Below are 11,952 nucleotides of genomic sequence, written 5' to 3'. Positions count from 1 at the left end.
GGGTGGGCGGCCCCCGCGCCGTCAGTCGACCTCGGCCACCGCCTGCGCGAACTGCGCCTTGTACAGCCGCGCGTACGCCCCGTCCGCCGCCAGCAGCTCGGCGTGCGCGCCCTGTTCCACGATCGAGCCGTTCTCCATCACGAGGATGGTGTCGGCGTCCCGGATCGTGGAGAGCCGGTGGGCGATGACGAACGACGTGCGGCCGTGCGCCAGTTTGGCCATCGCCTTCTGGATCAGGACCTCGGTGCGGGTGTCGACCGAACTCGTCGCCTCGTCCAGCACCAGGATCACCGGGTCGGACAGGAACGCCCGCGCGATGGTGATGAGCTGCTTCTCACCCGCGCTGACCCCCGTGCCCTCGTCATCGATCACCGTGTCGTAGCCGTCGGGGAGCGTACGGATGAAGCGGTCGGCGTGGGCCGCCCGCGCCGCCTCCTCGATCTCCCCGCGCGTGACCTCCCTGGCCGCGCCGTACGCGATGTTCTCCGCGATCGTGCCGCCGAACAGCCAGGTGTCCTGCAGCACCATGCCGATCCCGGCGCGCAGTTCGTCCCGGCTCATCCGCTGGATGTCGACCCCGTCCAGGGTGATCCGGCCGCCCGACACGTCGTAGAACCGCATCAGCAGGTTGACCAGCGTGGTCTTGCCCGCGCCGGTCGGGCCGACGATCGCGACCGTGTGACCGGGCTCCACCGTGAGCGAGAGGTCCTCGATCAGCGGCTTCTCCGGGTCGTACCGGAAGGACACGCGCTCCAGGCGCACCCGCCCGCGCAGTTCGGCCGGGCGCTCGCCCGGCACCGGGTCGGCCGACTGCTCCTCGGCGTCGAGGAGTTCGAAGACCCGCTCGGCCGAGGCGACGCCGGACTGCACCAGGTTCGCCATCGAGGCGACCTGCGTCAGCGGCATCGAGAACTGCCGCGAGTACTGGACGAAGGCCTGGACGTCACCGATGGACAGGGCGCCGGACGCCACCCGCAGGCCGCCGACCACCGCCACCAGCACGTAGTTCAGGTTGGAGACGAACATCATCAGCGGCTGCATCACCCCGCTGTTGAACTGCGCCCTGAACCCCGCCTCGTACAGCGCCTGGTTCTGCTCGGCGAACGCGCGCGCCGACTCCTCCTGCCGGCCGAACACCTTCACCAGGGTGTGCCCGGTGTACATCTCCTCGATGTGGGCGTTCAGCTTGCCGGTGGAGCGCCACTGCTGCACGAACTGCGGCTGGGACCGCTTGCCGACCCGCGTCGCCACCAGCGCCGACAGCGGCACGGTGACGAGGGCGACCAGGGCCAGGATCCAGGAGACCCAGAACATCATCGCCAGTACGCCGATGATGGTCAGCAGGGAGTTGATCAGCTGGCCCATCGACTGCTGGAGCGTCTGGCCGATGTTGTCGATGTCGTTGGTCGCGCGCGAGAGCACCTCACCGCGCTGACGCTTGTCGAAGTACGACAGCGGCAGCCGCGCCAGCTTGCCCTGCACCTGCTCGCGCAGCCGGTACATGGTGCGGTTCACGGACCGGTTGACCAGCCGGCTCGCCACCGCGCTCAGCAGGCCGGCGACCATGAACGTGGCGAGCGCGAGCAGCAGGACGTCGCCGACGGCGCCGAAGTCGATGCCCTTGCCGGGGGTGAAGTCGGTGCTCCTGAGCATGTCCGCGACCGTGCCCTGGCCATGGGCCCGCATCTGGTCGAGGACCTGCTGCTTGGTGGCGCCGGCGGGCATCTGCCGGCCGATGATGCCGGAGAAGACCAGGTCGGTCGCCTTGCCGAGGATCTTCGGGCCGACCACGTTGAGGCTGACGCTGCCGACCACGCACAGCAACAGGCCGTAGATCGTGGCCCGTTCGGGCCGGAACTGGGCGACGAGCCGTTTGCCCGACCCCTTGAAGTCCATCGAGCGCTGGTTGGGATCGCGCCCGGCCATCATGCGCATGGCGCCCGCCATCAGGCAGCCTCCGCTTCCGTCAGCTGGGAGAGCACGATCTCCCGGTAGGTCTCGTTGGCCGCCATCAGCTCCTGGTGCCGGCCGGTGCCGACCACCCGGCCCTCGTCCAGCACGATGATCCGGTCGGCGTCCCGGATGGTCGCCACCCGCTGGGCGACGATGACGACGGTCGCCTCGGCCGTCTCCCGGCCGAGCGCCGCGCGCAGCGCCGCGTCGGTGGCGTAGTCGAGCGCGGAGAAGGAGTCGTCGAAGAGGTAGATCTCCGGGCGCTGCACGAGCGTACGGGCGATGGCGAGCCGCTGGCGCTGGCCGCCGGAGACGTTCGTACCGCCCTGTGCGATGGGCGCGTCGAGCCCGCCCTCCAGCTTGCTCACGAAGTCCTTGGCCTGCGCCACCTCCAGCGCGTGCCACAGCTCCTCGTCGGTGGCGTCCGGGTTGCCGTAGCGCAGGTTGGTGGCGACCGTGCCCGCGAACAGGTACGGCTTCTGCGGCACCAGGCCGACCGTCCTCGCCAGCAGCCTCGGCTCGACCTGCTGGACGTCCACGCCGTTGACCAGGACCTCGCCCTCGGTGGCGTCGAAGAGCCGCGGGACGAGTCCGAGCAGCGTGGACTTGCCGCTGCCGGTCGAGCCGATCACGGCCGTCGTCTCGCCCGGCCGGGCCACCAGGTCGACGGACTTCAGCACCGGCTCCTCGGCCCCCGGATAGCGGAAGCCGGCCGCCCGGATCTCCAGACTCCCGTGCGTGCGCAGCTCGGTGACGGGCGCCTTCGGCGGCACCACGCTGGAGTCGGTGCCGAGGACCTCCTCGATGCGCTCGGCGCAGACCTCCGCGCGCGGCACCATCATGAACATGAAGGTGGCCATCATCACGGACATGACGATCTGCATCAGATAGGCGAGGAACGCGGTCAGGTCGCCGATGCGCATGCCGCCGCTGTCGATGCGGTGCGCGCCGAACCACACGACCGCTATCGACGACACGTTCACCACGGTCATGACGATCGGGAACATCAGGGCGAGCATCCGGCCGGTGGCCAGCTGCATGTCGGTGAGGTCGGAGTTCGCCTTCCCGAACCGCTCCTGCTCGTACTGGTCCCGTACGAAGGCGCGGATGACGCGGTTGCCGCTGATCTGCTCGCGCAGCACCCGGTTCACCGTGTCGAGGCGCACCTGCATCGACCGGAACAGCGGCCGCAGCCGGCGCACGATGAGGGTGACGCAGATCGCGAGCACCGGCACCACGGCCACCAGTACCCCGGACAGCGGCACGTCCAGCCCGAGGGCCATGACGATGCCACCGACGCACATGATGGGCGCCGACACCATCAGCGTGAACGTCATCAGGACCAGCATCTGGACCTGCTGTACGTCGTTCGTCGTACGGGTGATGAGCGAGGGTGCGCCGAAGTGGCCCACCTCGCGCGCCGAGAAGGACTGCACCCGGTCGAAGACGGCACCGCGCACGTCCCGGCCGAGCGCGGAGGCGGTGCGGGCGCCGAAGTACACGGCGCCGACGTTGCAGACGACCTGCGCCAGCGAGATGGCGATCATCAGGGCACCGAAGGACAGGATGTAACCCGTGTCACCCTTCACGACACCGTTGTCGATGATGTGCGCGTTCAGGGTCGGCAGGTAGAGGGTGGCGCAGGTCTGCAGGAACTGGAAGAGCACCAGCAGGGTGATGGGTTTTTTGTAGGGCCTGAGATAGGTCCGTAGAAGTCGTATGAGCACGCTACGTCTCTCGGAGTCGGCGACGGGGCTGGTCGGTTGCCCTTGGCCCCTATCGTCCGACACTCCACCCGCGTTACCTCAAGCGATTAACCCGGGCGGACACGTGCGTTCGGCCACGCGTGCGGAAGCTCGTACGACCATAGGGATTTGCGGGGTTGCGAGGTTTATGACTGGAATGCGCCGGGGTGGGTCTGCTCCCGCACGGCCGTGAACTGCTGCCGCACCGCCTGCCCGACGGCCAGTTCGTCGCCCGGCTCCAGCACCTGGGCCGCCGCGCCCTGCCAGGCCGGCGGGGTCCGCGGGTCGAGCGTCCCCTGCGACACGCCGAGCGCCCACGCGGCCTGCCGGGCCGCGCCGATCGCCGCATAGTCGGCGGGCTGCGGTACGACGACCTGCGCGCCGAACAGCGGGGGCGCCGAGGCCTGCACCGCGGGCAGCTCCGCCGCCGCGCCGAGCAGGAAGATCCGCCGGACCTCCACGCCCCGCCCGCGCAGCACGTCCAGCGCGTCGCCGAGCCCGCACAGCATGCCCTCGAACGCCGCCCGCGCCAGGTGCTCGGGCTTCATCGACTCGCGCCGCAGCCCGGCGAGCGTCCCGGCGGTGTGCGGCAGGTTCGGCGTCCGCTCACCCTCCAGATAGGGCAGCAGCACCAGCCCGTGTGCCCCCGGCGTCGACTTCGTCGCCAGCTCGGACAGGCTCTCCAGATCCGGCAGCCCGAGCAGCTCGGCGGCACCGCGCAGGGTCCGTACGGCGTTCAGGGTGGTGACGACCGGCAGATGCATGCCGGTGGCGTCGGCGAGGGAGGTGATCATCCCGGACTGGTCGGCGAGCGCCTCGGGGTGCACGGCCATCACGGACCCGGACGCGCCCAGCGAGACGACCGCGTCCCCGACTCCGATCCCGAGCCCGAACGCGGCGGCCATGGTCTCCCCGGTCCCCGCCGAGATCAGCAGCCCCTCCGGGGTCGTACCGGCCGCGTCGGACGGGCCGATCACCTCCGGCAGCATCGCCTGGTGCCCGAGCGCCAGCTCGACCAGATCGGGCCGGTAGGCGCCGGTGGCGGCCGACCAGTACCCGGTCGAGGAGGCCCCGCCGCGGTCGGTGGTCCTGCGCACCGGACGCCCCAGCAACTGCCACACCAGCCAGTCGTGCGCCTGCAGCAGCACCGCCGTCCGGCGGGCGTTCTCGGGCTCGTTCTTCGCCAGCCAGCGCAGCTTGGTGACGGGCTGGCCGGCCGACGGCACGCATCCCACCGCCTGGGCCCAGGCCCCCCGCCCGCCGAGCGCGTCGATGAGATCGGCCGCCGCGACCTGCGCCCGCTTGTCACCGCCGACCAGGGCCGGGCGCACGGTGTTGCCCTGGGCGTCCAGCGGGACGAGCGAGTTCTGCTGGGCCGAGACCCCGATGGCCTGCACGCCCTCCAGCAGACCGCCGCCGGCGGCCTCGCCGAGGGAGAGCAGCCACGCCTGCGGATCTATGTCGCTGGGGCGGCCCTCCACCGGGTGCGGGGCGTACCCCTGCCTGAGCACGGCACCGGTGTCCGTGTCGCAGACCACGATGCGTGTGAAGTCCGGTGAGCTGTCCAAGCCGGCGACTATCCCCATGCACCGAATTTTGCAGCATTCCCGCGGGTACTCGGACCGAGGGCGCCCAAAGGGGTGGGACGCGGCGGAGGGCGGCGGGTCGCGCGCAGGCGCCCCTACGTGTTGCTCGTGCCCCAGTCGTCCTCGGGCGTGCCGTCCACGTTCCGCTCCCGCAGGGACCGCACCCGCTGGGCCACCGTTTCCGGCACCCGGTCGCCGACCTTGTCGCTGACCGTGTGGAACGCCTTGCCCGCGTACTGGCGGCCCTGCTGGGCGGCCGTCTCGGCGGTGTTCCGCACGGCCGGGTTCCGAGCGATCCGCTCGGCGCACTTCTTCAGCTGTTCGTAGCGCTCGCGTCCGGCCCTCGTGCCGAGTACGTAACCGAGGGCCAGTCCGGCGACGAACGTGAGCCGGTAGCGCATGGCTGCCACCCTTCCCTTGCCTGCTCTGCTGGTGCGACGTGGGCGCCGGGGGTACCGATTGGCGGAGCACCCCCCTGCTTGCGCTAATGTATGTGTCGCAGCGAGCGCCCGCCCCCTGGCGAATACCCAGGGAGGTACGTTCGATGCAATCGAGGCGATCCTCCGTAGCTCAATTGGCAGAGCAGCCGGCTGTTAACCGGCAGGTTACTGGTTCGAGTCCAGTCGGGGGAGCTTCGGTCCTCCGTAGCTCAATTGGCAGAGCAGCCGGCTGTTAACCGGCAGGTTACTGGTTCGAGTCCAGTCGGGGGAGCGCGTGGAACGAGGACCCCTCCGGGGTCCTTTTTCATGCTCGCGGGAACCGCCGCGGCCACGGCGGTGTCCTCACGGTCGTGAGCAGCGCAGAAGCCGACCATCCGAAGCGGGAGATCGTATGAGCGGCTATGCTGCGGCAGACGACGCGCACACTTGTACGCGACACGCCGCTATGGGGCGGTAGCTCAGCCGGTTAGAGCAGCGGACTCATAATCCGTCGGCCGTGGGTTCGAGTCCCACCCGCCCCACCAGCACCCGTAGGTGCAGAACCGTTTCTACCTGCGGCGGCGAAGAGGGAGGGCCGCCGCGCTGGGCGTGGCCACCCTCCTTCACTCGCTCAGACCAAGATCCAGTGGACGCGTAGGGGACGCGAGGACGACCGAGTCGGCAGAGGGGCCTCATGCCGCCTTCCGGCGCCTGTTCGATGAAGGGTGGGCGGGCCGGTCCGTTGCGGTCGGCGACCCCGTCGGCGGCGCCCAGCCGTCCAGGCCCGCGGACTCGGAACGGGCGATCGTGAACCGGGTGAGCGAGAACGCGGCCCGCTGCTGCTCCGCGTAGCGGTCGTCGAAGTCCTCGACCCGGGCCGGCTCCAGATCGTCGGCGGCGCAGATCGTCGAGGCGTACCCGCGGCAGAGCGGACAGCTCAACGAGCCGCTTGACGCACCGGAACATCCCGTCGGGGTGAATCTCCCCACCGTTCTCGCGAGTCCATCACACGGTCCGGCCGCTCTCGACGCGGGCGGCGCCCGGCCCCCATCGCCGTCGCCCTGCGCACCGCCACCGGCGGCATCGCCGGCATCGAGGAAACCGCCGTCCGCCCCTTGGCCAAAGGTGAACGGCCGGTCCTTCACCTCGGCTGTTCGTGCCGGTCCCGCTGGCGCTGCGCTCCGGCGGGCACAGCTACGCCGGATACTCCACCGGCCCCGGACTCGTGCTCGACGTCAGCTCCCTCAACTCCACCGATGTGGGCGGCGGGCGGGCGCTGTTCGGGGCCGGCGTCACGGGCGGGCAGGCCCACCTGGCGCTGGCCGCGGCTGGTGCCGGGCTGCCGCTCGGCCGGTGCCCCACCATCGGTCTGGCCGGAGTCACCCTCGGCGGCGGACTGAGCGCGTTCACCAGGGCGTGGGGGCCGGCCTGCGACCACCTGCGCGAAATCGAGATCGTCACCGCCGACGGCCGCATCCGCCGCGTGCGCCCCGACTCGCCGCCCCCGGACGACGACCTGATCCGGGCACTGTGCGGGGGAGGCGGCGGCAACTTCGGCGCGGTCACCGCACTTCGGTTCGCCACCGAGGACATCTGCGACCTCGGCTACACCAGGTTCCTGGTCACCTGGCCCGCCGCCGCGACCGCGGCCGTGATCCATGGCTGGACGGTCTTCAACGCCGACCCGACGACACCGCGTGCGGTGTGCAGCGCCTTCGAGCAGCTCAGCGACTCCGGCATGCCCTCGCTGCCCACCGTGACCGGGACGTTCATCGGCACACCCGCCGACCTCGGGCCGGTAGTGGACCGGCTGGCCGCGGCGGTGGGCCGGCCCGAGACCGACCGGGTGATCGTCCCCTGCGACTACGCACGGGCCGCCTGCGAAGGGGACCGCTGGGGCGGCGGCACCTGGGGACCCCGGGTCGCCTTCGCGGCCCAGTCACACATCGTGCGCGAACCGCTCAGCCCGGCATCAGCGACCGAGATGGCCGCAGCTCTTGAGCAACTGCACCGGTTCACCGGCGGGGGCGGGGCCGGTGGCCTGCTCATCGACGCCCTCGGTGGCGCGGTCGACGACCGGCCCTCCCATGCCACCGCCTTCCCGCACCGATCGGCCGTCGGCGTCGTGCAGTACCACTCCTACTGGCACCAGTTCACCGACCGCACGCACATCGACCGCCGACTCACCTGGCTACGCGACGTCCACGCCACCATGCAGCCCCACCTGGGGACCGGCGGCTACACCAACGGCATGGACCCCGAACTCGCCGACTGGGCAGCGGCTCACCACGGCGAGAACTACCCCAGGATGCAGCGCGTCGAGGCCGCCGTTGGTCCGGGGCAGCTGTTCACCTTCCCCCAAGCGGTCACCCCGGGCCGGCCGGCCGCTGAGCCGGACGGCCACGATCAGAGGCCGGATCGCGCAGGCAGCACGGGGCTCGGCGCCGTGCCTTCGGGAGCGTCGGCCCCGGACCTTCGCGCGCGGAGTGCGGCGCCTTCCGAGTCGGCGCGTTCCTGCCGGTGTCCGGCCGCCGCGAGGGCCTTTGCGCACCGGGGTGTCTGCCCGCTGGACCAGTCCTTGGCCGCCCGTGCCGGGTGGGTGGTGGTCGGGGAAACCCGACCTTCAGGTCTCGACTTGGCTGTCATGACCTGCCGCGTCGCTCCCGCTGCAATGGACGAGTGCTGACTCGACAGGCCCAACTCCGTTTGAACAGCCGGAAACTGTGGTGCGGCGGCTGGCTCGTGGCCGCTGTGTGGGCGGGCGTCTTTCCGCTGATCACGGCGCCCGAGCCACACCGTCTGTGGGGCATGAGTGCCTGCCTGGGCTACCTCTGCGCGGCGGTCGCCGCGCTGTCGTCGCGGCCGTACGGCCGTGCGCTGCCGGTCTGGTTGGCCATCGGCGGTGCCGTTGTCGTTCCCCTCACGATGTTCCTGCTGACCGGTACGGCGCAAAGCGAGGTCGGCGTGGTCGAGCGCGCCGGCCTGCTGACGCTGCGGCAGGCCACGCCGTACCTGGCGGACCCCCGCACGGTGGCGGAGGTGACCCCGTACCTGCCGGGCCTGGCCGTCTTCGGGCTGCCGCGTGCGCTGCTGGGCGACAGCGGCCCGCTGCCCAGGCTGCTGGGCGACGCCCGGCTGTGGTGCGCTGCGGCGTTCCTCGGCTGTCTGTGGGCGGCGCGGGGCGCTGCCCGGCGCGGGGGCGGCCGTCCGCCGGCGGCCTTCGGCAGCGCTGTGAGCCGGGACGCCGCCGGGGCGTTCGTCGCCTCGCCGGTCGTGGCGCTGCCGCTGTGCGTCAGCGGCGTGGACCTGCCGCTGACGGGACTGCTGTTCCTCGCCCTGGTCCATGCGGCGCGGCGGCGGCCGGTGGCCGCCGGGCTGGTACTCGCCGCCGCCTGTTCCCTCAAGTGGACGCGCACCCGCGCTGCGCGCCGACGTCCACGCCCTGACGGGCGACCGCGACCCGCAGGCTCCCCCCGAGGCGGCGGCGGGGTGGGGCGCGCTGACCTCGGGCTCCTTCACCCTCACCGTGCTGCCGGGCGACCACTTCCACCTGGTGCCGGCGACCGAGCGGGTGGCCCGCATCGCCCTGCAACCGGCAGGGACTCTTCCGGTTTAGCGGCATGCCCGTCCTCGGGATCGCCCGCGGGGAAGCCGGGGGCGCGCCGGATGTCCGCCGGGGCGCCCGGACCGGAGCCTTGTCGTATGACGCGAAACCGGTCCGTCCTCGTCCTGATCCTGGTTCTGCTGCTCGGCGCGGCCATCGTCGGCTCCGGCACGCTCCCGCCACCCGAGACCCGCGCCCTGCGGGCCGCGCGACACGCCGCCCACCCCCTGCGCACCACCGGACCGTACGGCGACCCGGGCGACCTGCGGCCCCTGGGCCGCATGGTGGGCGGCGCGAAGGTGGTGGGGCTCGGCGAGGCGACGCACAGCTCCCACGAATTCTTCACCCTGAAGCACCGGGTCCTGCGCTACCTCGTGGAACACAAGGGCTCTCGCACCTTCGCGCTGGAGACGAGCTGGAGCAGCGGGCTGCGGCTGGACGCGTACGTGCGGACCGGCAAGGGCGACCCGCGGCGCATCATGCGGGAGGAGTTCCAGGACACCTACGCGTGGTGGAACACCGAGGAGTACCTGTCCCTCGTCGAGTGGATGCGCGCCTACGACGCCAGGCACCCGGGGGACCCGGTGCGCTTCATGGGCGACGACTTCGCGTACGCGGGGCCGGAACCGTACGACAGGGTGCTCCGGTACGCGGGCCGGTACCTGCCGGACCTGCTGCCGCGCCTGACCGCGCTGTACCGGGGGCTGCGGCCCACCACGGCGACAGGCCCCTACATGAAGGCGTACCTGACCCGGCCCCTGGCCGAGCGCAAGGCGATGGCCGCCCGCGCGCAGGCGGCGCTGACCCTGCTCGCCCGGCAGCCGGTTCCCGCCGGCGCGACGAATGACGCCCACGCCTGGGCCCTGCAGCACGCACGGGCCCTGGCGCAGACCGCGCGCGGCTACGCCTTCGACTTCGACGACCCGAAGCAGCTCAGGGCGTCCATGGGCTATCGCGACCACGTCATGGCGGACAACGTCGCCTGGTGGGTGGCCCGGACGGGCCGCAAGGTGCTGCTGTCCGCGCACGACAGCCATGTCTCCTACCGCACCTCCGACCCGCGCTACCCCCCGGATGCAGGGCGCGTTCCTGCGGGAACGGCTGGGTGCGGACTACGTGAGCGTCGCCGTGACCTTCGGTGCCGGATCCTTCAACGCGACGGACCCCGACGGCACGGCCCGCGTCCACACCGTGGGGGCCTCACCGCGCGACAGCACCGAGCGCTTCCTCGACCGGGTCAGCCCCGGCGACTTCTTCCTGGACCTGCGCACTTCCCCGGCCGCGGCCCGCGCCTGGCCGACCACCCCCCCCGCCCCACCCGCAGCATCGGCACGTCCTACCCGGAACGCCGCCACGACATCGCCCCGACAGCGTTCTACGACCTCCTCTTCCACCTTCACCACGTCACACCGGCCCATCTCCTGGCCCGCCCGAACTGACAGGCCGCCGCGGAAACCCGCGGCAGCGAGGTAGTCGGCCGGTTCGCGCTTGAAACGGCTGTGACATGGGCACGCACCTCGTACCGGCATCCGCTGCCGTGTCGTGTGAACCGAGGAGGGCGCCATGGACCGTCGTATCCGGGTGCGTGTCAGCCGGCGTCCCGCCGCCCCGCGTCGCGAGCAGGAGATCGACCGCAGGACCCCGTCCGGGCGGATCCTGCCGTACTGACCGCGCCGGCCCGGCGGCGGCTCAGGAGGCGCGGGCCGTCCGTGTCACCTCGGGCAGGGGGTCCGCGCGGCGCGCCAGGTCGAGCAGGGTGTGCACGGTGCGCTCGGCGGGGCCCAGGCGGGGGTGCCACTGGGCGATGATGCTGACCGGACGGGGCGGCTCGCTCAGCCGCAGCGCGACCAGCTCGCCCTCGCGCAGTTCCCGCGCCACCGTCAGCTCCGGCAGCAGCGTGACACCGCGCCCATGGCCGAGAAGGCGCAGCAGAGCCGCCATCGAGCCCTGCAGCAGGGTCTGCTGGGCACCGGCCAGCAGATCCCTGCCGAAGCGGTCCACCAGCATCTCCGAGGTGCAGCCCGGTTCGGACACCAGGAAGTCGCAGCCCAGCAGCTGGTCCGGCGTCACCGCCTCCTGCCGGGCCAGCGGATGGTGCGCCGCCGCCACCAGGAGCGTACGGTCGTGCCCCACGACCGCGTGCGGGCGGACCGAGCGGACGCCGTTGTCGTACTCGAAGACCAGGTCCAACTCGCCCGCGCCGAAGGCCCGTTCCAGCGCCTCGCGGGGCGCCACCGTCAAGGTGACGTCCGCGCCGCTGTCCGTGCCGCCCGCGCCGTACTGCAACGCGGCCAGCACCTCGGGCATCCACGCGTGGGCCAGTGACTCCTGCGCCCCTATCCGGAGCCGGGTCCGCTCGCCGCGGGCCGCGCGGCGCATCCGCTCCTCCAGCTCCAACGCCTCGCGCGCGTAGGGCAGCAGCCGCGCACCGGCCTCGGTGAGCACCGCCCCCGTGCCCGCCCGCACCAGCACGCTCACCCCCACGTCCGCCTCCAGGCGCTTGAGTTGGGCACTCACGCTGGACTGGGCGTACCCCAGGGCGTGCGCGGCGGCGGAGATGCCGCCGTTGTCGGCGACGGCGACGAAGGCGCGGAGATAGCGGGTGTCCACGCAGGGAAGGGTAAGCGGCGTCACGGGCGGAGCGG

General features: G+C 71.9%; 7 protein-coding genes, 3 tRNA genes and 1 pseudogene. 5 read left to right on the top strand and 6 right to left on the bottom strand.

Going from position 1 to position 11,952, the window contains the following annotated elements; all coding sequences use genetic code 11:
* Positions 1–21 precede the first annotated feature (21 nt).
* The 4 genes from ACZ60X_RS03420 to ACZ60X_RS03405 all read right to left on the bottom strand — a co-directional run bounded on the left by ACZ60X_RS03420 (position 22) and on the right by ACZ60X_RS03405 (position 5,685).
* Positions 22–1,947: an ABC transporter ATP-binding protein gene (locus ACZ60X_RS03420; RefSeq protein WP_469592709.1), complete on the bottom strand. Its 1,926-nt coding sequence runs from the start codon at positions 1,945–1,947 to the stop codon at positions 22–24.
* A complete protein-coding gene (locus ACZ60X_RS03415) occupies positions 1,947–3,680 on the bottom strand; it encodes an ABC transporter ATP-binding protein (RefSeq protein WP_469592707.1) in 1,734 nt (577 codons plus the stop codon). The genes ACZ60X_RS03420 and ACZ60X_RS03415 overlap by 1 nt, the downstream gene beginning before the upstream one ends.
* A 164-nt stretch (positions 3,681–3,844) precedes the next feature.
* Positions 3,845–5,284, bottom strand: coding sequence for a xylulokinase (locus ACZ60X_RS03410; RefSeq protein ID WP_469592704.1), 1,440 nt, complete (start codon positions 5,282–5,284; stop codon positions 3,845–3,847).
* A gap of 95 nt (positions 5,285–5,379) precedes the next feature.
* Complete coding sequence (locus ACZ60X_RS03405) at positions 5,380–5,685, bottom strand: YtxH domain-containing protein (protein WP_469592702.1); 306 nt, start codon at positions 5,683–5,685, stop codon at positions 5,380–5,382.
* Between the two features lie 158 nt (positions 5,686–5,843).
* Here ACZ60X_RS03405 and ACZ60X_RS03400 point away from each other — a divergent pair.
* From ACZ60X_RS03400 to ACZ60X_RS03390, 3 genes are all read left to right on the top strand, one after another.
* Positions 5,844–5,916, top strand: a tRNA-Asn gene (locus ACZ60X_RS03400).
* 6 nt (positions 5,917–5,922) lie between these two features.
* Positions 5,923–5,995: transfer RNA gene (locus ACZ60X_RS03395), tRNA-Asn, on the top strand.
* 176 nt (positions 5,996–6,171) lie between these two features.
* Positions 6,172–6,248: transfer RNA gene (locus ACZ60X_RS03390), tRNA-Ile, on the top strand.
* Between the two features lie 147 nt (positions 6,249–6,395).
* Here the strand turns inward: ACZ60X_RS03390 and ACZ60X_RS03385 are convergent.
* A complete protein-coding gene (locus ACZ60X_RS03385; RefSeq protein WP_469592700.1) occupies positions 6,396–6,644 on the bottom strand; it encodes a hypothetical protein in 249 nt (82 codons plus the stop codon).
* A gap of 215 nt (positions 6,645–6,859) precedes the next feature.
* Between ACZ60X_RS03385 and ACZ60X_RS03380 the strand changes: the two genes are divergently transcribed.
* A complete protein-coding gene (locus tag ACZ60X_RS03380) occupies positions 6,860–8,389 on the top strand; it encodes an FAD-binding oxidoreductase (RefSeq protein WP_469592698.1) in 1,530 nt (509 codons plus the stop codon).
* A gap of 1,016 nt (positions 8,390–9,405) precedes the next feature.
* Positions 9,406–10,746: pseudogene (locus ACZ60X_RS03375) on the top strand (erythromycin esterase family protein).
* Positions 10,747–10,996: 250 nt separating this feature from the next.
* On the opposite strand, the gene ACZ60X_RS03370 reads toward ACZ60X_RS03375, so the two are convergent.
* Positions 10,997–11,917 carry a LysR family transcriptional regulator gene (locus ACZ60X_RS03370; RefSeq protein WP_469592695.1) on the bottom strand — a complete coding sequence of 307 codons (921 nt, stop codon included), beginning with the start codon at positions 11,915–11,917 and terminating at the stop codon, positions 10,997–10,999.
* Between the last annotated feature and the right edge of the window lie 35 nt (positions 11,918–11,952).

The sequence above is a fragment of the Streptomyces sp. NPDC104106 genome, from assembly GCF_055584345.1.
The sequence above is the reverse complement of the archived record's forward strand: the minus strand, read 5'-3'. Positions and strand labels throughout refer to the sequence as shown.

Excerpts from the sequence above, each read along its gene's own strand:
- ACZ60X_RS03420 (WP_469592709.1), bottom strand. The coding sequence starts at position 1,947 with ATGGCGGGCGCCATGCGCATGATGGCCGGGCGCGATCCCAACCAGCGC.
- ACZ60X_RS03410 (WP_469592704.1), bottom strand. The coding sequence starts at position 5,284 with ATGGGGATAGTCGCCGGCTTGGACAGCTCACCGGACTTCACACGCATC.
- ACZ60X_RS03405 (WP_469592702.1), bottom strand. The coding sequence starts at position 5,685 with ATGCGCTACCGGCTCACGTTCGTCGCCGGACTGGCCCTCGGTTACGTA.